This is a genomic window from Oceanicella actignis (assembly GCF_008124525.1).
Taxonomy (GTDB): Bacteria; Pseudomonadota; Alphaproteobacteria; order Rhodobacterales; family Rhodobacteraceae; genus Oceanicella; species Oceanicella actignis.
In genome coordinates this window covers 563,737-587,430 of sequence record NZ_VNHJ01000001.1, presented here as the reverse complement: position 1 = coordinate 587,430, position 23,694 = coordinate 563,737, and the positions used below count along the sequence as shown (strand labels likewise).

Annotated in this window: 24 protein-coding genes and 1 pseudogene; 4 read left to right on the top strand and 21 right to left on the bottom strand. The window is 74.2% G+C overall.

All coding sequences use genetic code 11. The features are described 5' to 3' along the window. Positions 1-83 precede the first annotated feature (83 nt). Positions 84-1,553 carry a short-chain fatty acyl-CoA regulator family protein gene (locus LY05_RS02690; RefSeq protein ID WP_170258768.1) on the top strand — a complete coding sequence of 490 codons (1,470 nt, stop codon included), beginning with the start codon at positions 84-86 and terminating at the stop codon, positions 1,551-1,553. Between the two features lie 39 nt (positions 1,554-1,592). Here the strand turns inward: LY05_RS02690 and pobA are convergent, their stop codons facing one another. After that, the gene (pobA, locus tag LY05_RS02685; RefSeq protein WP_148921983.1) at positions 1,593-2,801 is read right to left on the bottom strand and encodes a 4-hydroxybenzoate 3-monooxygenase; all 1,209 of its coding nucleotides are present in this window, start codon (positions 2,799-2,801) and stop codon (positions 1,593-1,595) included. Between the two features lie 92 nt (positions 2,802-2,893). On the opposite strand from pobA, the gene LY05_RS02680 reads away from it, so the two are divergent. Continuing rightward, positions 2,894-3,826 carry a helix-turn-helix domain-containing protein gene (locus LY05_RS02680; protein ID WP_170258766.1) on the top strand — a complete coding sequence of 311 codons (933 nt, stop codon included), beginning with the start codon at positions 2,894-2,896 and terminating at the stop codon, positions 3,824-3,826. On the opposite strand, the gene LY05_RS02675 is transcribed toward LY05_RS02680, so the two are convergent. The 20 genes and pseudogenes from LY05_RS02675 to LY05_RS15080 all read right to left on the bottom strand — a co-directional run bounded on the left by LY05_RS02675 (position 3,786) and on the right by LY05_RS15080 (position 22,018). Next, a complete protein-coding gene (locus LY05_RS02675) occupies positions 3,786-5,063 on the bottom strand; it encodes a glutamate-5-semialdehyde dehydrogenase (RefSeq protein WP_148921981.1) in 1,278 nt (425 codons plus the stop codon). The genes LY05_RS02680 and LY05_RS02675 overlap by 41 nt on opposite strands. 49 nt (positions 5,064-5,112) lie before the next feature. Beyond that, positions 5,113-5,640, bottom strand: a complete 528-nt coding sequence (locus LY05_RS02670) for a hypothetical protein (RefSeq protein ID WP_148921980.1) — start codon at positions 5,638-5,640, stop codon at positions 5,113-5,115. Then, on the bottom strand, positions 5,637-6,740 hold the full coding sequence (gene proB / locus LY05_RS02665; RefSeq protein WP_211356271.1) for a glutamate 5-kinase: 1,104 nt from the start codon (positions 6,738-6,740) through the stop codon (positions 5,637-5,639). The genes LY05_RS02670 and proB overlap by 4 nt, the downstream gene beginning before the upstream one ends. 50 nt (positions 6,741-6,790) lie before the next feature. Further along, positions 6,791-7,828 (bottom strand): GTPase ObgE, encoded by a 1,038-nt coding sequence (gene obgE / locus LY05_RS02660; protein WP_148921978.1) that lies wholly within the window; start codon positions 7,826-7,828, stop codon positions 6,791-6,793. A gap of 46 nt (positions 7,829-7,874) precedes the next feature. After that, a complete protein-coding gene (locus tag LY05_RS02655) occupies positions 7,875-8,504 on the bottom strand; it encodes a GNAT family N-acetyltransferase (RefSeq protein ID WP_083581117.1) in 630 nt (209 codons plus the stop codon). A 96-nt stretch (positions 8,505-8,600) separates the two neighbouring features. After that, positions 8,601-8,870, bottom strand: a complete 270-nt coding sequence (gene rpmA, locus LY05_RS02650; RefSeq protein ID WP_072746135.1) for a 50S ribosomal protein L27 — start codon at positions 8,868-8,870, stop codon at positions 8,601-8,603. A 26-nt stretch (positions 8,871-8,896) separates the two neighbouring features. Beyond that, positions 8,897-9,211: pseudogene (rplU, locus tag LY05_RS02645) on the bottom strand (50S ribosomal protein L21); the annotation flags it as partial. 252 nt (positions 9,212-9,463) lie between these two features. Then, positions 9,464-10,633, bottom strand: coding sequence for an acyl-CoA dehydrogenase family protein (locus LY05_RS02640; RefSeq protein WP_072746137.1), 1,170 nt, complete (start codon positions 10,631-10,633; stop codon positions 9,464-9,466). Positions 10,634-10,720: 87 nt separating this feature from the next. Continuing rightward, on the bottom strand, positions 10,721-11,611 hold the full coding sequence (locus LY05_RS02635; protein WP_170258764.1) for a YihY/virulence factor BrkB family protein: 891 nt from the start codon (positions 11,609-11,611) through the stop codon (positions 10,721-10,723). Positions 11,612-11,681: 70 nt separating this feature from the next. Then, entirely contained in the window at positions 11,682-13,421 is a 1,740-nt protein-coding gene (locus LY05_RS02630) for a SulP family inorganic anion transporter (RefSeq protein WP_148921976.1), read from the bottom strand. A 100-nt stretch (positions 13,422-13,521) separates the two neighbouring features. Then, positions 13,522-15,210, bottom strand: coding sequence for a bifunctional protein tyrosine phosphatase family protein/NAD(P)/FAD-dependent oxidoreductase (locus tag LY05_RS02625; protein ID WP_148921975.1), 1,689 nt, complete (start codon positions 15,208-15,210; stop codon positions 13,522-13,524). Positions 15,211-15,292: 82 nt separating this feature from the next. Then, positions 15,293-16,177 carry an MBL fold metallo-hydrolase gene (locus tag LY05_RS02620; RefSeq protein WP_148922025.1) on the bottom strand — a complete coding sequence of 295 codons (885 nt, stop codon included), beginning with the start codon at positions 16,175-16,177 and terminating at the stop codon, positions 15,293-15,295. A 103-nt stretch (positions 16,178-16,280) separates the two neighbouring features. Then, complete coding sequence (locus LY05_RS02615; RefSeq protein ID WP_072746545.1) at positions 16,281-16,496, bottom strand: YgaP family membrane protein; 216 nt, start codon at positions 16,494-16,496, stop codon at positions 16,281-16,283. A gap of 102 nt (positions 16,497-16,598) precedes the next feature. After that, positions 16,599-17,309 carry a Crp/Fnr family transcriptional regulator gene (locus tag LY05_RS02610; protein ID WP_249041834.1) on the bottom strand — a complete coding sequence of 237 codons (711 nt, stop codon included), beginning with the start codon at positions 17,307-17,309 and terminating at the stop codon, positions 16,599-16,601. Between the two features lie 105 nt (positions 17,310-17,414). Continuing rightward, positions 17,415-19,154 (bottom strand): SulP family inorganic anion transporter, encoded by a 1,740-nt coding sequence (locus LY05_RS02605; protein ID WP_148921974.1) that lies wholly within the window; start codon positions 19,152-19,154, stop codon positions 17,415-17,417. Between the two features lie 41 nt (positions 19,155-19,195). Continuing rightward, entirely contained in the window at positions 19,196-19,492 is a 297-nt protein-coding gene (locus LY05_RS02600; protein ID WP_148921973.1) for a helix-turn-helix domain-containing protein, read from the bottom strand. Positions 19,493-19,573: 81 nt separating this feature from the next. Then, entirely contained in the window at positions 19,574-20,125 is a 552-nt protein-coding gene (locus LY05_RS02595; protein ID WP_148921972.1) for a periplasmic heavy metal sensor, read from the bottom strand. A 1-nt stretch (position 20,126) separates the two neighbouring features. Continuing rightward, the gene (locus LY05_RS02590) at positions 20,127-20,711 is read right to left on the bottom strand and encodes a hypothetical protein (protein WP_072746142.1); all 585 of its coding nucleotides are present in this window, start codon (positions 20,709-20,711) and stop codon (positions 20,127-20,129) included. After that, entirely contained in the window at positions 20,708-21,337 is a 630-nt protein-coding gene (locus LY05_RS02585) for an RNA polymerase sigma factor (protein ID WP_211356263.1), read from the bottom strand. The genes LY05_RS02590 and LY05_RS02585 overlap by 4 nt, the downstream gene beginning before the upstream one ends. Before the next feature lie 69 nt (positions 21,338-21,406). Further along, positions 21,407-22,018: an EF-hand domain-containing protein gene (locus tag LY05_RS15080; RefSeq protein ID WP_170258762.1), complete on the bottom strand. Its 612-nt coding sequence runs from the start codon at positions 22,016-22,018 to the stop codon at positions 21,407-21,409. A 410-nt stretch (positions 22,019-22,428) separates the two neighbouring features. Between LY05_RS15080 and LY05_RS02575 the strand changes: the two genes are divergently transcribed. Together LY05_RS02575 and LY05_RS02570 are read left to right on the top strand one after the other, a co-directional pair. Beyond that, a complete protein-coding gene (locus tag LY05_RS02575; RefSeq protein WP_148921970.1) occupies positions 22,429-22,836 on the top strand; it encodes a DUF983 domain-containing protein in 408 nt (135 codons plus the stop codon). Positions 22,837-22,897: 61 nt separating this feature from the next. Continuing rightward, positions 22,898-23,671, top strand: a complete 774-nt coding sequence (locus tag LY05_RS02570; protein ID WP_083581121.1) for an NUDIX hydrolase — start codon at positions 22,898-22,900, stop codon at positions 23,669-23,671. Positions 23,672-23,694: the final 23 nt, after the last annotated feature.

Genomic DNA, 23,694 nt, shown 5'->3' with positions numbered 1-23,694 from the left:
CCGGCGCCCCGCCGCCCCGAACCGCGCCCCGCGCCGCCGCCCCTGCCCGCCGCCCGCCCCGCGGCGCGGCGCCGCGGCGAGCCATGAGCGCCCCCATCGTCGGCGCCCGCATCCGCGAGCGCCGCCGCGCCCTTGGCGTCACCCAGGCCGAGCTGGCCCGGCGCATGGGCATCTCGGCCTCGTATCTGAACCTGATCGAAAGCGCCAAGCGCGGCGTCTCGCCCCGCCTCGTGCGCGCCGCCGCCAAGGCGCTGGGCCTGCCGCCCGAGGCGCTCGACGGCGCGGCAGAGCGGCGCCTCGCCGGGCTTCTGGCCGAGATGGCCGCCGACCCCGACTTCGCCGATCTGGCGCTCGACCCCGCCCAGACCGCCGAGCTGGTCGCCCGCGCCCCCGGCTGGGCCCGCGCGCTGGCCCGCGCCTGGTCGGCCTCGCGCGAGAAATCGCGCATGCTCGACGCGCTTTCCGACCGGCTGGCGCACGATCCCTTCCTGTCCGACGCCGTGCACCGGATGCTGACCAACATCGCCGCCATCCGCTCGACCTCCGAGATCCTGGCCGCGGTCGAGGACATCGAACCGCCCCAGCGCGCGCGCTTCCACCACATCCTGACCGAAGAGAGCGCGCGCCTGTCCGAAGTGGCCCAGAGCCTGGCGCAGTTCTTCGACGCCGACCGCGCGGGCGCCCGCGCCGCCGCCCCGGCCGAGGAGATCGACGAGGCCTTCCTGGCCGCCGACAACCGCTTCGACCGGCTCGAGGCGGCGGCCGAGGCCCTGCGCGCGCGCCTCGGGCTCGGCCTCGAGGCGGCGCTGGACCCGGCCGCGCTGGCGCCCGTCCTGGCCGGCCAGCCCGCCCCGCGCGCCCTTTCGCGCGAAGAGACGCTGCGCGCCGCCGCCCGCGCCGCGGTCCTTTCGACCTGCGCCGAGGCGCTCGAGGCCGAGCTCGACGCGCGCCCGCCCCTGCGCGCCGAGGCCGCCCGCCGCCGCGCGCGCGAGGCGCTGGCCGATTACGCCGCCGACGCGCTCATCGCCCCCTACGGCCCGTTCCTCGAGGCCGGACGCGCCGCGGCATGGGACGCCGACGCGCTGGCCGCGCGCTTCGGGGCGGGCTTCGACCACGCCGCGCGCCGCATCGCCGCCATGACCCGCCCGGGCGCCGCGGGGCCGCGCGCGGCGCATATGCGCGTCAACGCCGCCGGCCTGGCGCTGTCGCGCCGGCTGCTGCCCGAGATCGTCCTCCCGCGCTACGGCGCGGCCTGCCCGCTCTGGGCCGTCTACCGGGCGCTGAGCGCGCCGGGGCGCACCTTGCGCCAGCTGGCCGAGTTTCCCGACGGCGCAAGAGTGGTCTTCGTGGCGCGCGCCGCCGATGCCGGCGACGGCGCCTTCGGCCGACCCGAGCAGATCCGCGCCACGCTGCTGGCGCTGCCCGAACAGGCCGCGGCCGACACCATCTACGCCGCCCGCCCCGGCGAACGGCCCGAGCCGGTGGGCCCGAACTGCCGCATCTGCCCGCGCGCCGACTGCGCCCATCGCGCCGAGGACCCGGTGTTCGGCTGAGCGCGCCGCGGCCGCGGGGCCGGGCCCGCATGGGGCGCTCTACGCGCCCTCCGGCGCCGGCGCGCCGCCTTCGGGCGGGGCGAAGGCCAGCCCGACATAGGCCTCGGCAAGCTCGGCCCGGGCGCGGCGCGAGGCGGCGAGATGGGCCAGCTCGGCGTCCTGCAGCCGCTCTTCGAACGGATCGGCCCCGGGCCAGACATGCAGCATCCGCGTCAGCCGCCAGCTGAAGCGCACCGCCCGCCACACCCGCGCCAGCGCGCGCGGCCCATAGGCGTCGAGCGCGGCCTCGTCGCCCTCGAGGATCGCGGCGCGCAGGGCGGCGTGCAGATCGCCCACATCCTGCGCCGCAAGGTTCAGCCCCTTGGCGCCGGTCGGCGGCACGATATGCGCCGCGTCGCCCGCCAGGAACAGCCGCCCCCAGCGCATGGGCTCGGCCACGAAGGCGCGCACGGGCGCGATCGACTTCTCGATCGTCGGGCCGGGCGTCGTCGCCTCGGCCGCCCAGGAGGGCAGACGGGCGCGCAGCTCGTCCCAGAAGCGCGCGTCGGACCAGTCCTCGACCCGTTCGCTCAACGGAACCTGCACGTAATGCCGCGAGACCTCGGCCGAACGCATCGAGCACAGCGCGAAGCCCCGCGGATGGCGCGCATAGATCAGCTCGGGATGCGTGGGGCGGGTGCGCGACAGCACGCCCAGCCAGCCGAAGGGCAAGGCGCGCGCATGTTCGCGCAGCGCATGAGCCGGGATCGCCCGCCGCGAGACGCCATGATGACCGTCGCAGCCGGCGACGTAGTCGCAGGCGATGCGCCCCTCGCGCCCGTCGCGGCGATAGACGATTTCGGGCCGCGGACCGTCCAGCCCCTCGATCGCCGTCACCTCGGCGCGGTCGATCACGACGCCGCCCGCCGCATCGCGCGCGGCGTAAAGGTCGCGCGTCAGCTCGGTCTGGCCGTAGACCAGCACGCCGCGCCCGACCAGGTCGCGGAAATCGACCCGCAGCTCGGCCGAGGGGCCGACGAACAGCGCCCCGTCATGCGCCAGCCCCTCGGCATCCATGCGCGCGCCCACGCCCGCGCGGCGCACCAGCTCGGCCGTTCCGGTCTCGATCACGCCGGCGCGGATGCGGCCCATCACATGCTCGCGGCTGCGCCGCTCGATCACCACCGTCTCGATTCCATCCAGATGCAGCAGCTGGCCGAGCAAAAGCCCCGCCGGCCCGCCGCCGATCACCGCGACCCGCGTGCGCATGGCGTCCTCCCTTGACGTTCCTCATGCCGATATTGCGCAGGCGGGCGCGATCAGGAATGGAAGTTTCGCGCCGAAACTTGCATGAATCGAACATGGAGCCGCAAATCCCCATCTTCGCCCTCTATGGCGAGCCCGACCCCGGCGACGCGCTGCCCGAGCCGCTTCACTGGGAGTCCATCTCGGCGCGCAGCCGCCTGCATGGCGGGCGCATCGCCCCGCACCGCCATGCCGGGCTGAGCCAGTTCTTCTGGCTGTCGCGCGGAGGCGCGCGGCTGCTGCTTGACGGAACCGAGCGCCGGCTGCGCGCGGGCATGGCGGCCTTCGTGCCCGCCCCCGTGGTGCATGGCTTCGCCTTCGACCCCGGCGCCGAGGGGCATGTGCTGACCATGCAGCGCGCCGACGCCGAGGCGCCGGGGCTGGACGGGCCGCTGGCGCTGCGGCCCGCGCCCGAGGACGCGGCCGAGCTCGAGGCGCTGCTGGCGCTGCTGGCGGCCGAATTCGCCGCCCGCCGCCCGGGCCGCGACGAGGCGCTGCGCGCTCATGGCCGGCTGGTCGCGCTCTGGTTCGCGCGGCAGGCGTCCGCCCGCGCCCCCGCGCGCGCCGCGCCCGCCGCGGACGAGGCCCTTGTCCGCCGCTTCCTGTCGCTGGTCGAGGCGCGCATCGCCCACCCCGCAGAGCCCGGCCGGCGCGCCGCGCCGCGCGTGGCCGAGGCGGCGGCGGCGCTGGGCGTGAGCGCGGCGCATCTGAGCCGCGCCTGCCGCCGCCGTCTGGGCGCCTCGGCGCAGGAGCTGATCCACCGCCGCCTGATCGCCGAGGCGCGGCGGCGGCTGATCTTCACCTCGATGAGCGTGGCTCAGGTCGGCTGGTCGCTGGGCTTCGGCGACCCTGCGCATTTCTCGCGCTTCTTCGCGCGGCGGGCGGGCGCGCCGCCCACGGCGCTGCGGCGCGCCGGGGCGGCGGGCGATGACGGCGGCGCGGGCGGGATCAGGGGCGCACGGTCCCGTCGCCCTCGACCAGATACTTGAAGGTGGTCAGCTGCTCGGCGCCGACGGGGCCGCGCGCGTGCAGCTTGCCCGTGGCGATGCCGATCTCGGCGCCCATGCCGAACTCGCCCCCATCGGCGAACTGCGTCGAGGCGTTGCGCATCAGGATCGCGCTGTCGAGCCGCGAGAAGAAGCGCGCCGCGGCCTCGTCGTCCTCGGTCAGGATGCAGTCGGTGTGCTGCGAGCCGTAGCGGGCGATGTGCGCGATGGCCTCGTCCACGCCCTCGACCACGCGCACGGCCATGATCATGTCGAGGAACTCGCGCCCGTAATCGTCGGGCGCGGCGGGGCGCACGCGCGCGTCGAGGGCGCGGCTGGCCTCGTCGCCGCGCAGCTCGACCCCGGCGCGGATCAGCGCGTCCAGCACGCGCGCGCCGTGGGCCTGGGCGAAGGGGCGGTCGAGCAGCAGGCACTCGGCCGCGCCGCAGATGCCAGGCCGGCGCGTCTTGGCGTTGAGGATCACCGCCAGCGCCTTTTCGGGATCGGCGGCGCGGTCGGCGTAGACATGGCAGATGCCCTCGAGATGGGCGAAGACGGGCACGCGCGCCTCTTGCTGCACGCGGCCGACCAGCCCCTTGCCGCCGCGCGGCACGATGACGTCGATGAACTCGGTCATGCGCAGCATCTCGCCCACCGCCGCGCGGTCGGCGGTGGGAACCAGCTGGATCGCCGCCTCGGGCAGGTCGGCGGCGCGCAGACCCTGCTGCAGGCAGGCGTGGATGGCGCGCGAGGAATGCAGGCTTTCCGAGCCGCCGCGCAGGATCGCGGCATTGCCCGATTTCAGGCACAGCGCGCCGGCGTCGGCGGTCACGTTGGGCCGGCTTTCATAGATCACGCCGACCACGCCGATGGGCGTGCGCACGCGCCGGATGCGCAGCCCCGAGGGGCGCGTCCACTCGGCCATCACCGCGCCTACCGGGTCGTCCTGGGTGGCGACGGCGCGCAGGCCCTGGGCCATGGCGCGCACGCGCCCCTCGTCCAGCATCAGGCGGTCGAGCATCGCGCCCGACAGGCCCTTGGCGCGGGCGGCTTCCATGTCGCGCGCATTGGCGGCCAGGATGTCGGCGGCGCGCGCCTCGATCGCGTCGGCGCCGGCGTTCAGCGCCGCGGCGCGCTGCGCCGCCGGGGCCGCCGACAGCGCGCCCGCCGCCTCGCGCGCGGCGGCGCCGATGGCGCGCATCTGGGCGGCGACGTCGATGCGGTCGTGATCCTCGGGCATGGGCGGGCTCCTCGGCTGCGGTTCGGTCGGCGCGCCCGGAGGGCGCGGGTCAGCCCCCTGAATACGCCTTGCGCGCGGCCAAGGCCAGATGCCGCGACGCCTCGAGCCGCCGCGCCGCCTCGCGCGCCTCGGGGCGCAGATGGGCCGCGTCATAGACCAGGAAGGCGCCCGCGCCGGCGTCGCCCGCCCCCACGCGCCCGGCCAGCCGCACCGAGGTCAGCGCCGCGCCGCGCGCGGCGCAGGCGGCCAGCTCTTCGACCGTGGGATGGCGCAAGGTCAGCGCCAGGTCGGGCCGAGGCGCCGCGCCGCAAAGCGCCGCGATCAGCGCACCGTCCTCGGCCGCGGGCGCAAGCCGGGCGCCGGGCGCGGCGGCGGCCGCGGCCTCGCGCAGGGCGGGCGCCGCGGCGATGACGGCCGGGCCGGCCGGCGCCTGCGCCGAGCCCTCGGCGCCGCCCGCCGCGGGCCCGGCCTCGGGTCCGGGCGCGGCGCAGGCGGCCAGCGCGGCCAGCGCCGCCGCGGCCGACGCGATGCGGGCGGGGCGGGCCGAGGGGCGGGCCGAGGGGCGGCGCCCTCTCATCGCCACATCACCAGATCGTCGCGATGCGCCAGCACAGAGCGCCCCGGATAGCCCAGAAGCCGCGCGATCTCGGCGCTGCGGCGGCCGGCGATGATGCGCGCCTCGTCGGCCGAATAGGCGCACAGCGCCGCCCCCAGCGCCGCCCCGTCGGGGCCGTGGATCGAGACCGGATCGCCGCGCTCGAACGCGCCTTCGACCAGGGTCACCCCGGCGGGCAACAGCGAGCGCCCGGCCGCCAGGGCCGCCGCCGCGCCCGCATCCACATGCACCCGGCCAAGCGGCTTCATGCCCGCGATCCACTGCTTGCGCGCGGCCAGGGGGGTGTTCTCGGGCGCGAACCAGGTGCAGGGCGCGCCGTCGATCAGCGCCTTGAGCGGGCGCGCCACGTCGCCGCGCGCGATCGCCATGGCGCAGCCGCCGCGCGTGGCCGTCTTGGCCGCCAGCAGCTTGGTGCGCATGCCGCCCGTTCCCGCCTCGGTGCCCGCGCCGGCGGCCATGGCCTCGATCTGCGGGGTGATGCGCTCGACCAGGTCGATGCGGCGGGCGGTCGGATCCTGGCGCGGGTTGGCGGTATAGAGCCCGTCCACGTCCGACAGAAGCACCAGCGCGTCGGCGCCGGCCATCAGCGCCACGCGCGCGGCGAGGCGGTCGTTGTCGCCGAAGCGGATCTCGTCGGTGGCGACGGTGTCGTTCTCGTTCACCACGGGCGTCGCGCCCAGCGACAGGAGCGCGGCCAGCGTCTCGCGCCCGTTCAGGTAGCGGCGCCGGTCGCGCGTGTCCTCGAGCGTCAGCAGCACCTGCGCCGCCGTCATCCCCTGCGCGGCCAGCGCCTCGTGCCAGGCCTGGGCCAGGCGGATCTGCCCCACCGCCGCGGCCGCCTGGGCGCGCTCGAGCGGCAGCGGGCCGGGCGCAAGCCCCAGCACGCGGCGGCCCAGAGCGATCGAGCCGGACGAGACCACCAGCACCTCGGTTCCGCGCGCGCGCGCCTCGGCCAGGTCCTGCGCGACGCCGGCCAGCCAGTCGCGCCGCAGCTCGCCGCGCGCGCCGTCCACCAGCAGCGCCGAGCCGATCTTGACCGTCAGGCGGCGCGCCGCCAGCAGCCGCGCCGCCCCCGTCGCGCCCGTCGCCCCCGCCTTCGAGGCCGCGTCGCTCACGGCTGCCACGGCTCGTCTCCGGCCTCGGCGCGGGCGGCCTCTTCGCGCGCGCGAAGGATCACCGCGCGCACCGCGCGCAGCACCTCGGTCACGCCGCGCCCCGTGGCCCCCGAGCAGAACATCACATGCTCGGCCCCCGCCGCGCGCAGCTCGTCGGCCTGCATGCGGCACAGCTCCTCGTCCAGCGCGTCGATCTTGTTGAGCGCCACCACCGAGGGCTTGTCCGCCAGGCCGTGGCCGTAGCTTTCCAGCTCGGCGCGCACGATGCGGTAGTCCTCGGCCGGGTCCTGCGCCGTGCCGTCCACCAGATGCAGCAGCACGGCGCAGCGCTCGACATGGCCAAGGAAACGGTCGCCGATGCCCTTGCCCTCATGCGCGCCCTCGATCAGGCCGGGGATGTCGGCCATCACGAACTCGGCCCCGTCCACGCCCACCACGCCCAGATTGGGGTGCAGCGTGGTGAAGGGATAGTCGGCGATCTTGGGCCGCGCGTTCGAGGTCGCCGCAAGGAAGGTGGACTTGCCGGCGTTGGGCAGCCCCACCAGCCCCGCATCGGCGATCAGCTTGAGCCGCAGCCAGATGGTGCGCTCGACCCCCGGCTGGCCCGGATTGGCGCGGCGCGGCGCCTGGTTGGTCGAGGACTTGAAGTGCAGGTTGCCGAAGCCCCCGTTGCCGCCCCGCGCCAGCAGCACGCGCTGGCCCGGCGCGGTCAGGTCGGCGATGACCGTCTCCTGGTCCTCGTCGAGGATCTCGGTGCCCACCGGCACCTTCAGCACCACGTCCTCGCCGCCCCGGCCGGTGCGCTGGCGGCCCATGCCGTGCTCGCCGTTCTTGGCGCGGAAGTGCTGCTGGTAGCGGTAGTCGATGAGGGTGTTCAGCCCCTCGACCGCCTCGGCCCAGACGTCGCCGCCCTTGCCGCCGTCGCCGCCGTCGGGGCCGCCGTATTCGACGAACTTCTCGCGCCGGAACGACACGCAGCCCGGGCCGCCCGAGCCCGAGCGGATATAGACCTTGGCCAGATCGAGAAACTTCATGGATCGCCCCTTTCGGCGGCAGATTTGGGGTGCGCGCGCGCCGCGGTCAACCGCCCGCGCGCGCCCTGGCGTCCTGTTCGAGCCGCGCGGCGCGGTCCTCGGCCGAAAGCCGGTAGCGCCAGGCGGGCGCGGGGCCGCCGCGCGCGGCCGAGGGGGCCTCGGTCTCGCCCAGCCAGCGAAAGCCCAGCCCCGTCAGAAGCCGCGCCGAGGCCGGATCGTCGGCGAAGACCGTGGCCGTGAGCGCGCCCGCCCCCTCGGCGAAGATCCGCTCGGCCAGAAGGTCGAGCGCCTCGGTCGCGTAGCCGGTCTTCCAGAAGGGCGGGCCGATCATGAAGCTGACCTCGTGGACCGGCCGGCCGCGCGCGTCGGTCCCGGCCGGGTCCAGATAGACCAGCCCCGCCAGCTCGGGCCCGCCCGAGGCCGAGGCGTCGATGGCCAGAAGCCGCCCCGCCCGGCGGCCCGACAGGGCGCGCTCGATCAGCGCCTCGGCCGCGCCGGGCGGATAGGGATGGGGCGTCGCGCGCAGCATCCGCGCCACGCGCGCATCGCCCAGATAGAGCGAGACGGGCCCCGCATCCGATCGGCGCGGCGCGCGCAGCGACAGGCGCTCGCCGACGGCGAAGACCTGCCCGGGGACCTGCCCGGGGATCTGGTCGGGGGCCGATCGATCGGTCATGTCAGCCTCCTGCCCTTGCGCCCGCATCGGGCCGCGAACGCAAAGGGCCGGCGGTCGCGCCGCCGGCCCGATCCTCGCGCGGCGATTCGCGACGGATTACTCCGCGGCTTCCTCGCGCGGGGCCACCGAGACGAACATGCGCCCCTTCAGGCCCTTGTGGAAGCGCACCGAGCCCTCGGCCAGGGCGAACAGGGTGTGATCCTTGCCCATGCCGACATTGGCGCCGGGCCACATCTTGGTGCCGCGCTGGCGCACGATGATGTTGCCGGGAACGACGGCCTGGCCGCCGAACTTCTTGACGCCGAGACGACGACCGGCGGAGTCGCGGCCGTTGCGGGACGAGCCGCCTGCCTTCTTGTGTGCCATCTTCTTCTCCTACGGTCCGGGCTTCAGTTGGCGATGATCTCTTTGATCCGCACGCGCGTCAGATGCTGGCGGTGGCCCTTCTTGCGGGCCGAAGAGTGCTTGCGGCGGCGCTTCTTGAAGGTGATGACCTTCGGGCCGCGGGTCTGGGCGACCACCTCGGCCTTCACGCGCGCGCCCTCGACCAGCGGCGCGCCGACCACGGGCTCGCCCTCGCCGCCCAGCATCAGCACCTGGTCGAACTCGATCTCGGCGCCTTCCTCGGCGACGATCTTCTCGACGTTGAACACGTCGTCCTTGGCGACCTTGTATTGCTTGCCGCCCGTCTTGATGACCGCGAACATGGCCGGTCTTCCTTTCGTCTTCCGCGTCCTGCGGCGCCTTGCGGACTTCGTCAGGGCCGGGCCCTGGCCTTCGGACTGCGCGCCCCGCGAGGGGCGAGAGTGAAACACGCCCGACGGAGCGCCCGAAGGCGCCCGCCGAGAGCGCGCTTATCCCTTCGCGCGCGGCCCGAGTCAAGAGCCCCCGCCGGCCGCGCGCCCCGGGGCCGCCATGCGCCGCGCGCCCGCCCGGCGCCCGGGATCCGGTCGGGGCGCTCACATGCGCTTGGCCACCTCCTCGAGCATGACCTCGGTCGCGCCGCCGCCGATCGCCTGCACGCGCGCGTCGCGGGCCATGCGCTCGATCGCGCTTTCGCGCATGAAGCCCATGGCGCCGTGGAACTGCACGCAGTCGCGCATGACGTCGTTGACCAGCTCGCCGCACAGGGCCTTGAGCATCGACACCTCGCGCACCGTCTCTTCGCCCGCCTCGATGCGGCGCGCCAGCGCATAGATCATGTGCCGCGCCGCCTCGACCCGCGCGGCCAGCATGGCCAGGCGCTGGCGGATGGCCTGCTTGTCCCACAGCGCGCCGCCGAAGGCCCGGCGCGTGCGCACATGCGCAAGCGTCAACGCCAGCGCCGCCTGCGCCTCGCCCATCGCCATGGCCGCAAGGACGAGGCGCTCGTTCTGGAAGTTGCGCATGATCTCGTAGAATCCGCGCCCCTCTTGCCCCAGCAGGTTGCGCGCGGGCACGCGGCAGCCCTCGAAGCGCAGCTCGGCCGTGTCCGAGGAACGCCAGCCATGCTTGTCGAGCGCGCGCGCCACCGTCAGCCCCGGCGCGCCCCGCTCGACCACCAGCATCGAGACGCCGGCGCTGGACGGCGGCGCCCCTTCTGTGCGCGCGGCCACGATGACGAGGTCGCCGCGCACGCCGTTGGTGATGAAGATCTTCTCGCCGTCGATCACCCAGTCCTCGCCGTCGCGCCGCGCCCGCGTGGCCAGCGCCTTGACGTCCGAGCCGGCGCCGGGCTCGGTGACGGCGATGGCGGCGATCCGGCGCCCGCTCACGATGTCGGGCAGCCAGCGCGCCTGCTGCGCCTCGTCCCCGGCGTTGAGGATGTGCACGCCCGCCATGTCGGTGTGCACCAGAACCGTGATGGCGACGCCGCCGAATCCGCTCCGGCCCAGCTCCTCGGCCAGGACGACCGAGGCCGTCGCGCCCAGCCCCGCGCCGCCGAAGCGCTCGGGATAGCGCAGGCCGAGAAAGCCCAGCTCGCCCATGCGGCGCAGAACCTCGCGCGGGGTCGCGCCCTCGCGCTCCCAGGCCTCGGCATGCGGCTTGATCTCTTGCTCGACGAAGCGGCGCAGCTGATCGCGAATGATCCGGTGCGTCTCGTCGAAGAAGACGGCGCTGCGCGCCGCGGCGTCGAACATCTCGGTCATGACCGGCTCCGGCGACGAAGAGGGCTCGGCGCCGAGCATGGCCCGGCGCGGCGGCGCCGTCAAACCCCGGGCGAACCCCGGGCGCGGTCAAGGCCTGGGCGCGCGGATGCGCTCGAGCCGGGCGTCGATCGCCGCCCCCAGAAGAAGCGCGAAGGCCGACAGATAAAGCCACATCAGCATGGCCACGACCGCGCCCAGCGCGCCGTAGATGCGCCCATAGGCGCCGAATTGCGACAGATAGAGCGAAAAGCCCGCCGACGCCGCGATCCACAGCAAGATCGCCGCCGCCGCGCCCCAGGTGATCCAGGGCAGCCGCCGCCCACGCCGGTTCGGCCCGAAGCGATAGGTCAGCCCGACGCCCGCCGTCATCACCGCCGCCGCCAGCGCCCAGCGCGCCGCCTCGGCCGCCAGCGCCGCCGCCGGTCCCAGCGGCAGAAGCGCCAGCGCCAGCGGCGCGATCACGATCGCCGTCAACGCCAGCACGCCCAGCACGATCAGCGCCGCGGTCAGCCCCAGCGCGGCCAGGTAATGGCCCACCCCCCCGCGCGAGGGCGCCTCGTGCACGGCGTTGAGCGCCTTGATGACCGCGCCCGTCCCCGCCCGCGCCGACCACAGCGACAGCGCCAGCGACAGCGCGCCGGCCCAGCCCGCGGTCTCGTCCTTGGCGCGGGCGGCCGCGACCAGCTGCGCCGACAGCATCCGCCGCACGTCGTCGGGCAGAACGGGCCCCAGCGCGTCAAGCTGATCGCGCACCGCCGCCGGATCGGCGAACAGCCCCCAGATCGCCGCGAAGGCGGTCAGCGCGGGAAAAAGCGCAAGCATGCCGTAGAACGCCACGCCGGCGGCGACCAGGCTCAGCTGCTTGCGCGCGACGTCCTCGGCCACGCCGCGCGCCAGCGCCAGCGCCGCGCGCAGCCGCCCGCGCCCAGGGGGCGCAGGCGCGCCCGCGCCGCCGTCTCGCCCGATCGGTTCGCCCAAATCGCCCCCGCTTTCGCCGTCGCCCGCGCCCCTGGGCACCCGGCGCGGGCCGGACCCGCCGCCCGCCCCTTCAGCGCGCGGCGCGCGCGCCCCCTTGGGCGGGGCGGGCCAGCTCGCGCCACGCATCCCATTGCGACAGGAAAACCTTTCCCGTCAGCTCGTCAAGGAAATGGCTTCGGCGCAGGCGGTCCATCACCGGCCCCTTGACCTCGGACAGGTGCAGCCGCACGCCCATGTCGCGCAGCCGGCGGTTGAGCTCTTCGAGCGTCTCGAGCGCCGAGAAGTCGATCTCGTTCACCGCCGACATCATCAGCACGACGTCGCTGACCGCCCCGCCCTCGCCGACGCGCGAAAGGACCATGTCCTCGAGAAAGCGGGCGTTGACGAAATACAGGCTCTCGTCCACGCGCAGCGTCAGCAGGTTCGGCGCCGTCTCGACCTTGTGGCGGCGAACGTTGCGGAAATGCTGCGTGCCGGGCACCAGCCCCACCTCGGCCACATGGGGCCGGGCGGTCTTGTAAAGGTGCAGCGCCACCGACAGCGCCACCCCCGAGGCCACGCCCGTCTCGACCCCCGCCAGCAGCGTCAGCGCGATGGTCGCGGCCACGGCGGCGAAATCGGCGCGGCTGTAGCGCCAGGTGCGCCGCAGGATCGACAGGTCAACCAGCCCCAGCACCGCGACGATGATCGTCGCCGCCAGCGTCGCCTTGGGCAGGTCGTGGATCAGCGGCGTCAGGAACAGCGAGGCCATCAGCAGCCCGCCGGCCGTGAACGCGCCCGCCGCCGGCGTCTGCGCGCCCGCGTCGAAATTCACCACCGAGCGCGCGAAGCCGCCCGTCACCGGATAGCCGCCCGTGAAGGCCGCGCCCAGATTGGCCGCGCCCAGGCCGATCAGCTCCTGATCGGGGTCGATGCGCTGGCGCCGCTTGGCCGCCAGGGTCTGGGCGACCGAGATCGACTCGACGAAGCCGATGATCGAGATCAGCACGGCCGGAAGCGCCAGCTGCGCCACCAGATCGGGCGCGAAATCGGGCATGGTCAGCGGCGGCAGCCCCTGCGGCACCTGCCCCACGATCGCCACCCCCGCGGCGCCAAGGTCGAGCAGCGCCGTGATCGCGGCGGTCACCGCCACCGCCGCCACCGGCCCGGCCTTGGACAGGATGTCGGCGGCCAGCGGCGGCAATCCCGCCCGCAGCAGCAGCGGCTTGAGCCCCTTGCGCACCCAGAACAGGAACGCCGTCGCCCCGGCGCCGATGACGAGGGTGGGCGCGTTGACCTGGCCAAGATGCGCGATCAGCGAGCCGACCATCTCGATCAGGTTGTGCCCGCCGGCCTGCACGCCCAGGATGTGCTTGAGCTGGCTGGTCGCGATCAGCACGCCCGAGGCGGTGATGAACCCGGCGATGACCGGGTGGCTCAGGAAATTCGCCAGCCAGCCCAGCCGCAGCGCGCCCAGCGCCAGAAGGAAGGCGCCGGACAGGAAGGCCAGCGTCAGCGCCGCCGCCGCGTAGCCGGCCGTGCCCTGCTCGGCGACCTGGCCGACCGCCGTCGCCGTCATCAGCGAGACCACCGCCACCGGCCCCACGGCCAGCGCCTGGCTGGTGCCGAAGATGGCGTAAAGCACGATCGGCGCGATCGAGGCGTAGATGCCCGCCTCGGGCGGCAGCCCCGCCAGCAGCGCATAGGCCAGCGATTGCGGCACCAGCATGATGGTCACGATCACCGCCGCGACCGCGTCGTTGGAGAAGGTCGTGCGATCGTAGCGCCGCCCCCAGTCCAGGATCGGCAGGAACCTTGCCAGCTTGGTCATGTCTTTCGTCCCGTCGCGCCCGCGCCCGCAGCGGCGAGGCCGTTGCGCCGCGCCGGCCGCCCGCCGCGTCCGGCGCGGTCATCCGGTTGGGCGCCGCCCCTCACGCGCCCGCGGCCGGCGCCGGCTCGGGCGCGGCAAGCCACTCGCGCCCGCGCAGCATCGCCTTCCAGTAGATCGGCGGCAGGAGCTTTTCCTTCAGCAGCCAGGCCAGCCGCGAGGGGCGCGTGCCGTCGATGACGAATTTCGGGAAGCTGGGCTTGAGCGCGCCGCCATAGCCGAACTCGGCCAGCACGATCTTGCCCCGCTCGACCGTCAGCGGGCACGAGCCGTAGCCGTCATAGGTGGCGACCGGCGCCTTGCCGTCGATGTCGGCGATCACGTTCTCGGCCACCACGGGCGCCTGCTTGCGCGCGGCGGCGGCGGTCTTGGCGTTGGGCGCGTTCATCACGTCGCCAAGCGACCAGATGTTCTCGTATCGCTTGTGGCGCAGCGTGGCCGGGTCCACGTCCACCCACCCCGCCTCGTCCGCAAGGGGCGAGACGCGCACGAAATCCGGCGCGACCTGCGGCGGCGTGACGTGCATCATGTCGAACTCCATCTCGACCTGGCGCGGCTCCTTGTCGGGCTCGCGCACCTCGAACACCGCCTTGCGCGCGGGGCCGTCCACGGCGATCAGGTTGTGGAAGAAGTTCAGCCGGGCGTCGTAGCGCTTCACGTACTCCATCAGCGCGGGGACGTAGTCCTTGACGCCGAACAGCACGCCGCCCGCATTGTTGAAATGCACCTCGATGTCCTTGAGCACGCCCTGCCGCAGCCAGTGATCGGCGGACAGATACATCGCCTTCTGCGGCGCGCCGGCGCATTTGATGGGCATGGGCGGCTGGGTGAAGATCGCGCGCCCCGAGCGCAGGCCGCGCACCAGCTCCCAGGTGTAGGGGGCGAGGTCGAAGCGGTAGTTCGAGGTCACGCCGTTGCGGCCCAGCGTCTCGGGCAGGCCGGCGATCTTCTCCCACGCCAGGCGCAGCCCCGGCGCCACGATCAGCCGCCCGTAGCGCACCACCTTGCACCCGTCCAGAACCACGGCGTCGTTCTCGGGCTCGAAGGCGGCGACGGCGGCCTTGATCCAGCGCACCCCGTCGGGAATGACCTGCGCCATGGGCATGACCGTCTGGCGCGGCGCGAACACGCCGCCGCCCACCAGCGTCCAGCCCGGCTGGTAGTAGTGCACGTCGGCCGGGTCGATGATCGCCACGTCCAGATCGGGCCGGCGGCGCTTGAGGCTGGCCGCGACCGCGACGCCGCCCGCCCCCGCGCCGACGATCAGCACGTCGTGGCGCTCGTCGCCGGCTTCGGGGCGCGGCAGGCGCCCGCCATTGGCCAGGCGCCGGGCGACGCCGGACAGGTCGTAGCCGGCGGCCTTGGCGGCGGCGAGGATGTCGGGCAGCGGGCGCGCGCCCTCGCGGGCCTGGGCCAGCGCCCAGAGCGTGGCCGACCGCGTGCCCGTGCGGCAATAGGCCAGGATCGGCCCGGGCAGCTCGTTCAGCGCCCGGGCGAAGGCCTCGGCGTCCTCGTCGCGCACCGCGCCCGAGACCACGGGCAGATGGCGCGCCTCGACGCCGGCCGCGCGCGCGGCGGCCTCGACCTCGGCGAAGGCGGGCTGGTCGGGCCCCTCGCCATCGGGGCGGTTGCAGATGATGGCGCGATAGCCCCGCGCGGCCAGATCCGCGACCTCCTCGGGCGCGATCTGCGGCGCGACCGACAGGCGCGCGTCAAGTTTCCTGGCGTCCATGACGAAACCCCTTCCTCCCACGCGGCGCGCCCCGTTCGGGGGCGCGCCGGAGCTGCTGCGCAACGCGTTCGGCAAGCCGCGCTCAGAGCTTGTTGATCGGCACCTTGAGCATCTCGTTGCCGTCCTTGTCGCGCGGGATGCGGCCGGCGCGGATGTTCACCTGGATCGAGGGGATGATCAGCGTCGGCATGGACAGCGTCTTGTCGCGCTCGGTTCGCAGCTTGACGAACTCTTCGCGCGTGCGCCCGCCGCCGACATGGATGTTGTGGGCCTTTTCCTCGGCGACGGTGGTCTCCCACTTCACCTCGCGGCCGCCGGGCTTGTAGTCGTGGCACATGAACAGGCGCATCTCGTCCGGCAGGCTGAGCACCTTCATGATCGAGTCGTAGAGCATGCCCGCGTCGCCGCCGGGGAAGTCGGCGCGCGCCGAGCCGCCGTCGGGCATGAACAGCGTGTCGCCCACGAAGGCCGCGTCGCCGATCACATGCGTCATGCAGGCGGGCGTGTGGCCCGGCGTGTGCATGGCGAAGGCCTGCATGTTGCCAATCATGTAGGTTTCGCCGTCCTTGAACAGGGCGTCGAACTGGCTGCCGTCGCGCTGGAACTCGGTGCCCTCGTTGAAGATCTTGCCGAAGACCTCCTGCACGATCCTGATGTTCTCGCCGATGCCGATCTTGCCGCCCAGCTTCTGCTGGATGTAGGGCGCGGCCGACAGGTGGTCGGCATGGGCGTGGGTCTCGATGATCCACTGCAGCTCGAGCCCGCGCTCGCGGATGCGGGCGATGAGCATGTCGGCGTGATCGAAGGTGATGCGCCCGGCGGCGTAGTCGATGTCCATCACGCTGTCGATCACCGCGCAGGCGTTCGAGGTCGGGTCCTTGACGATGTAGCTGATGGTGGCCGTGGCCTCGTCATAGAAGCCCTCGACCTCGGGGCGGACCTGCATGTTCACCGGATAGCCCGCGATCGGGCGGGCGATCTCTTCGCTCATGCGGGCGTTGTGCGCGTCCATGCGCTGCTGCTGGTTCATCTCGTTCATGGCCTGTCTCCTGATCCGTCGCGGGGCGGCGTCAGCACTCCTTGCAGGTGCGGATGCCGAGAATGCGGTAGAGCGGGCACATGCTGACGGCGGCGGTGGCCAGCATCACGACGCCGACGATCGCCGCCAGCCAGAAGCCCGCGCCCTCGCGCGCCGGCGCCCAGTCCGAGGCGAAGGCGAGCCAGAGCGCCGCCAGCCCGATCAGGGCGCGGATCGCGCGGTCGATGGTTCCAACGTTCCTGGTCATGTCCTCATCCTCCTGGACGGTTTGCGTGAGAAACATATGGAGACGCCGCGCGCCGCCTTCAGTGACTAGGTCACACAACGCGCGATTTTCCCGCCCCCGCCCTCAGGCCGAGGCGGCGAAGCGCGCCAGCGCCGCGCGGTCGGCGAGGCGCACGCGCCCGCGCCCCTGCTCGATCCAGCCGCGGCGCTGGAACTCGGCCAGCTGGCGCGAGACCACCTCGCGCGCGGTGCCCAGCTCGGCCGCAAGGTCCTGATGGGTGACGCGCGCGACGCCCTCCTCGTCGGCCAGCTGGCACAGGCGCTCGGCGATGCGCAGGTCCATGCGCCCGAAGACCACGTCCTCGACCACGCGGAACAGCTCGATCATGCGGTGCGAGTAGGCGGCGAAGACGAAGTCGCGGAACTCGGGCGAATCGGCCAGAAGCGCCTCGAAGGTGGCGCGCGGCGCCTCGGCGGCGACCACGTCGGTCTCGGCCACGCCCTCGCCATGATAGCTTTGCTCGGCGAACAGGCAGGCGGCGGTCATCACGCAGCTTTCCCCCGCCGCGACGCGGTAGAGCACGATCTCGCGCCCGCCGGGCGAGGTCTGGTGCACGCGCACCGCGCCCGACAGCAGGAACAGCATGCCGCGCGGCTTCTCGCCGGGGCCGAAGACGCGCTCGCCGGCGGCGAAGCGGCGCAGGCGCGCGGCGTCCTCGAGCTTGCGGCGCAGCGTCGGGCTCAGCCGCGCCAGTCCGGCGAAGCGCCCCGTCCAGCCCGCATGGGCGCCCAGGGCGCCGGGGCGCGGCGCGGCGGGAGCGACGGTTTCCTTCACTTCGGCTCTCCTGATCGTTGCACGCGACAACCTAGCGCAAAGCAAGCGATCAGGGAAGAAACCACACGAATTTTTCGCATAAATCCCGCCGCGCCGTCCGCGCGCTCAGGCCTGCGCCGCTTCGGGCGCGGGGGCGCGCTCGCGCGCGCGCTCGGCGCGGATGGCGCGCAGCGCGTCCTCGACCGCGGGGGCGTAGCGCGCCTCGGGCCGCCGCAGGCCATGGGCCAGCAGCACCCGGCGGATGTCGCGCCGCGCGCCGGTCAGCCACAGCGTCACGCCGCGCCGGTGCATCTTGCGCGCCAGCCCCTCGATCATGCTGGCGCCGGTGGAATCGAGCATCGGCGCCTCGGAGAAATCGATGATGAGCGCCCGATGCGTGTCCTGGATGCGGTCCAGCACCGAGGCGATCGAGGCCGCCGCGCCGAAGAACAGCACGCCGCGGATGCGGTAGACCACCACGTCGGGGTCCGCGGCGGCGGCCTCGTCATAGGGGCGGCGGGGCTCGGCATCGTCGGGCATGTCCTGCGGAACCAGCGGGGTTTCGGCGGCGATGGCGGTCATGCGGCTCATGCGGTGGATGAACAGCACCGAGCCCAGCGCCACCCCCGCCACGATCGCCTCGGTCAGGTCGCGGAAGACGGTCAGCAGGAAGGTCAGCGCCAGCACCATCGTCTCGCCCGCGCCCGAGCGCGCCAGCGCGGCGATGGCCGGGCGCTCGATCATGTTCCAGGCCACGACCGCCAGGATGCCCGCCAGCGCCGCCAGCGGCACGTAAGAGGCCAGCGGCGCCGCGACCAGCACGAACAGCAGCAGGAACAGCGCGTGCAGCATGCCCGACACCGGCCCATGGGCGCCGGCGCGCACATTCGTGGCGGTGCGCGCGATGGTCCCGGTCACGCAGATGCCGCCGAACAGGGCCGAGCCCATGTTCGCCACGCCCTGGGCGACCAGCTCGCAGTTCGAGCGGTGCCGCCGCCCGGTCATGCCGTCGGCCACCACCGCCGAGAGCAGCGACTCGATCGCGCCAAGCATGGCGAAGGAGGCCGCGGCGGGCAGCATCTCGATCACCCTGGCCGGCGAGAGGTCGGGCAGCTTCGGCGCCGGCAGCGACGAGGGAATGCCGCCGAAGCGCGTACCGATGGTCTGCACCGGCAGATCCAGCGCCGCGACCGCCGCCGCCGCGGCCGCCGCCGCGATCAGCATTCCCGGCCAATGGGGCCGCCAGCGCCGCAGCGCAAGGATCGCGCCCGCCGTCGCCGCCGACAGCGCCGCGGCCTGCGGCGTGATCGTGTCGCGCGCGGCCCACAGCGCGGGGATCTTCTCGAGCAGCGGCCCCGGCTCGTGCGTCAGGTTCATCCCCAGAAGCTCGCGCAGCTGGCTGGCGAAGATGATGACCGCGATGCCCGAGGTGAAGCCCACCGTCACCGGGAAGGGAATGAACTTGACGAAGGCCCCCAGCCGCAGAAGCCCCACCGCCAGCAGGATGATCCCCGACAGGAAGGTGGCCAGGATCAGGCCGTCCATCCCGTGCTGCGCGACCGTCGCCGAGACCAGCACGATGAAGGCGCCCGCCGGCCCGCCGATCTGAAAGCGCGAGCCGCCCAGCAGCGACACCAGAAACCCGCCGACGATGGCCGTCCACAGCCCCTGCGCCGGAGTCGCGCCCGAGGCGATGGCGATGGCCATGGACAGCGGCAGCGCCACGATGGCCACGGTCAGGCCCGCCACGGCGTCGGCGCGCAGATGGCCAAGGCCGTAGCCTTCGCGCAGGACGGTCACGAGCTTGGGCGTGTAAAGATCGGCGAAGCTTGGCGTTTCGGGCGCAGAGGCTGGAATGCGGTTCATGTCTGGCGGCGCCTTGGATCAGGCCGCGGCAGGATCGTCCGTCAGCACTGGGCGGTCGCCGTCGCGTCGGTTTCGTTCCGAGCCGGGGCGCAAGAGGATCTGAGGCGCACGCCGCGCCCGCCCGCAGGGCTTGCCGCCCCCTCGCCGATCAGCTCGACCCCCGCAAGCTCGAACGCCTCGATCACCCGCGTCAGACTGTTGGCCGAACCGCGCACGACGCCCTCGCTGGCCTCCATGCGCTGGATGGTCGGAACCGACAGGCCCGACAGCTCGGCCAGAGTCTTCTGGTCCATTCCAAGCAGCGCCCTGGCGGCGCGCATCTGTGCGGCGGTGATCATGGCGACTCGCTCTTGCAGAGGCGATGCATATCTTGGACATCCGAATGGATGTTTCAAGCCCATTTATTGATTTTTGAGACATCATTCACGGTCGGCGCGGGGGCGCGGCCCCGAATGGGGCGGCGGACGGCGCAGCTCTTCGGCGATGCGCCGGCGGGCCTCGGGCGAAAGGGTGGCGGCGAAGGCGACGAAGGCGTCGTCGGCGACGTCGCGCATGCTGCGCTCGGCCTCGCGCGCCGCGCGCAGGGCCGCGCGCAGCGCGTCGGCCGAGAAGGGCTCGGCCGCCAGGGCCCGCGCCAGCTGCGCGCGCGCCGCGTCGCGCCGATCGCGCGCCGCGCGCAGCTCGTCGCGATGGGCGCGCATCAGCTCATGGGCGCGCGCGCGCTCGTCCTCGGGCATCATGCGCATCACCCGGCGCAGGGTGAAGCGGTCGAAGCCGGCGGGCGCGGCCTGGTCATGGGGATGGCCATGCAGGCGCAGCGCCAGCCCCGCCGCCGCGCCGATGAACAGAAGGTTCAGGCACAGCGACGCCGCCAGCGCCCAGCGCGCCGGCCCCCAGCGGCGCGCGGGGGGCGCGGGCGCCTCGCCGCGCGGCGCTTCGGTCGGGTCGAGGTCGTGCTTGTCTTGGGCCATGTCAGCGTGCGTCCTGTTCAAGTTCGGCGTCGATCTCGGCGAAAAGCGGCTGGGACAGAAGGTCGGCGCCGGCGTCGGTCTCTAGACCCGCCGCGGCCGGGAACGCGGTCGAAAGCGCGGCCATGTTCGCGCCCGCGGGCAGCGCCGCATAGCCCAGCCATGCGCCCAGCATCAGGCTGGCGGCCATCGCCGCGCCCGCGCCGGCGGCGCCCGTCAGCGCCCGGCGCGCCGCCCCGAGGAGGCGGCGCGCCCCCGCCCTGCCCCGCCGCGCCTCGGCCGCAGGGGGGCGCGGGGGGCGCGCGGCCTCGGGCGGCGCGGCGCCGGCCTGCGCCTCGGCCGCGGCCAGGATGCGCGCGCTCAGCCCGGGCGAGGGCGCCTCGGCTTCGGCGGCCAGAGCGTCGAGCGCACGCCACAGCGCGGCCGCTCCGGCCTGCACCGCCCGCGCCTCGGCCGATGCCTCGAGCAGCGCCAGCGCGCCCGGCCGCGCCGCGGCGGGCCAGTCGTCAAGGTCGGGGCCGTGGCGCAGCGCCAGATCCTCGAACTGCGCAAGGGTCATGGGCGCGCGGACCGGATCGTTGGGGCTCATGGCCGTCTCCTTTCATCTGCCGGCGCACGCGCGCCGCCGGCGGGCGCTGCCAGGCGCTGCGCAAGGCGGCGCCGGGCGCGGGCCAGAAGGCTTTCGACCGCCTCGACGCTGATGCCAAGGCGCTCGGCGATCTCGGGGTTCGACATCTCGGCGAAATGGCGCATGGTCAAGGCGGCGCGCTGGCGGTCGGGCAAGGCGTCGATCTCGGCGCGCAGGCGCGCGGCCTCTTGCCGGGCCGAGATGCGCTCGAGCGCCGAAGGCCCCTCATCCTCGCGATCGGGCGGGGGCGCGTCGCTGATGCGCGCGCGGCGGCGCAGGCGGTCGATGCACAGATTGGCGACCACCCGGTGCAGCCATGTGCCCGGCGCCGCCTGCCCCGCGCGCCAGCTCGGCGCCTGACGCCAGAGCCGCAGGAAGGCCTCCTGCGTCACGTCCTCGGCCTCGTGCCGGTCGGCGAGCATGCGCATGGCCACCGCCAGCGCGCGCGGGGCGAGCCGCTCGGTCAGCAGCTGCGCGGCGCGCCGGTCGCCGGCGGCGAAGCGCGCCATCAGCGCGTCGTCCTCTTCGGGCGCGCCCGCCTCGGCCGGGGCTTCGCGCGCGCTCTGGGCGTCAAGCGGCATGGCCATGCGTCCCGCGCCGTCCTTTCCGTTCGAGCCCGCGGCCGCCGCAACGGCCGCGGGCGAGGCCCGGTCAGATCACTCGCATTCCATCATGCGCTTGGGACCATGCTCGGGTCCATGACCGTCGCGCGGACCTTCGCCGCCGCGCGGACCGTGGCCGTGTCGCGGACCGTCGCCGCCATGCATGCGCGCGTGGTGCTCGCGCATCAGCTTCATGCGCTCGGCGGCCTCTTCCCTGGTGACGACGCCGTCGTCATTCGCGTCGAGCATGTCGAACATCATCGCCCGGCGCGCGGCCTTGTCGGCGTCGGCGGCGGCCAGCTCCTGCTCGGAGAGGGCGCCGTCGCCGTCCTTGTCCATGCGCGAGACCATGCCCGCGGCCTTGCGCGCCATGCGCTCGGCGCGCAGCGCCTCCATGCGCGCGACAAGCTCCTTGGCCGTGACCTTGCCGTCGCCGTCGGCGTCGATGGCGGCGAAGGCGCCGAGGGGCCCGGCGGCCATCTCGGCGCGGTCGATCTTGCCGTCGCCGTTGGCGTCGTGGCGCTCGAAGATGCGCTCGGGGCCATGGCGGGGCCCGTCGCCCGGCCCCATGGCCTGCGCGGCCGCCATGCCGGCGGCGCCCAGCGCGGCCAGGGCGGCGGCGGCGAAGGCGGCGGTTCTCAGTCCCGAGAGTTTCGATGCGTTCATCACGCGCGTCTCCTTGTCATGTCGTTGCCGTCCCAGGGGCGGCGCGCGGCGCGCCTTGCCGACCAGGGGACGCAGCTTCAACGGCCGCCAGGGCGGGTTCCGTCGCGCGGCGTCGATTTTTTTCGCGCCCCGCTCCGCGGCGCCCACCGTGCGAGCGCCGGGAAGCCGCAGGCCGAATCGGGCCGAACCGGGCCGAACGGGGCCGAACCGGGCGGGCGCGGCCACGCAAGCGCGGCGGCGGCCGAGGCGGCGGCGATCGGGCGGCGATCCGGCGGCCGCGAGTCCGGCGCGGCGCGCGCAAGCGGCGTCGCGGCCCGATCGCCCGCGCGCCCGCGGCGCGGCTGCGACACGGCGCCGCGAGGCGTCGGGCCGCTTGGCGCCGCCGCGCGGAAAGGTCCACATTGGAGCGCATGAGCACCGAACGCACATCCGACGATCCCGCGCCCCCCGCGCCGCGCCCGCTCGGCCTCGCCCTCAAGCGCGGCTGGCGGCGCCAATGCCCCAACTGCGGGGGCGGCGGCATGATGGACGGCTACCTGACCGTGCGCGACCGCTGCGTCGTCTGCGGGGCCGAGCTGTTTCACCACCGCGCCGACGACATGCCCGCCTGGGGCACGATCCTGATCGTGGGCCACATCATCGCCCCGGCCATGCTGACCGTCTACGACCTGTGGGACCCGCCGCTGTGGGTGCACTGGACGCTGTGGCCGCTGCTGGCGCTGGCGCTGACGCTGGCGCTGCTGCCGCGGGTGAAGGGCATGGTGGTCGCCTATCAGTGGGCGCACCGCATGGGCGGGTTCGAGACCGCCGCGCGCTGAGGCCGCGGCCGCTGGACAGCCCCGCGCGCCGACGCCATAGTCGCCGGGCAGGAGAGCAATCATGTCCGACCAGGCCCCCCGCCCCGACGAGGCGCGCGCAAGCACGAGCAACGACACCCCCGGCCGCGGCCGCGAGGATCGTCCCCGCAAACCCGCGCCGGTTCCGCGCGACGCGGCGACGCTGATCCTGGCGCGCCGCGACGCGGATGCGCCGCGCGTGCTGATGGGTCAGCGCGGCGCCGGCGCCAGCTTCATGCCGTCGAAATTCGTCTTTCCCGGCGGCGCGCTCGACCCCGAGGACGCGCACGCCGCCGCCGAGCTGCTGCCCGCGCTGCGTCCGGCCTGCGCCGCGCGCCTGTCCAAGGCCGCGCCCGAGGGGCTGGCGCTGCCTCTGGCCATGGCCGCGATTCGCGAGACCTTCGAGGAAACCGGCCTGGCGCTGGGGCGGCCCGACCCGCGCGCGGCGCAGCTTGCCCGGGGCGCGCCGGCAAGCTGGCGGGCGTTCTACGAGCTGGGCCTGGTTCCGGCGGTCGATTCGCTGCGCTTCATCTTCCGCGCCGTCACGCCGCCCTCGCGGCCCAAGCGTTTCGACGCGCGCTTCTTCCTCGCCGACGCGGCGGCGCTGCATTCGGACCCCGACGCGCTCGAGGGCTGCGGCGAGCTGAGCCATCTGCGCTGGCTGACGCTGGCCGAGGCGCGGCGGCTGGAGCTGCCGCTCATCACCGAGGTGGTGCTGGCCGAGGTCGAGGAGATCCTTGCCGAGGATCCCGACAAGGACCGCCCCGCGCCGTTCTTCCATCATGACGAGGACCGCTCCTGGTTCGACGCGCTCTGACGCGCCGGGCCGCGGGCGGCGAC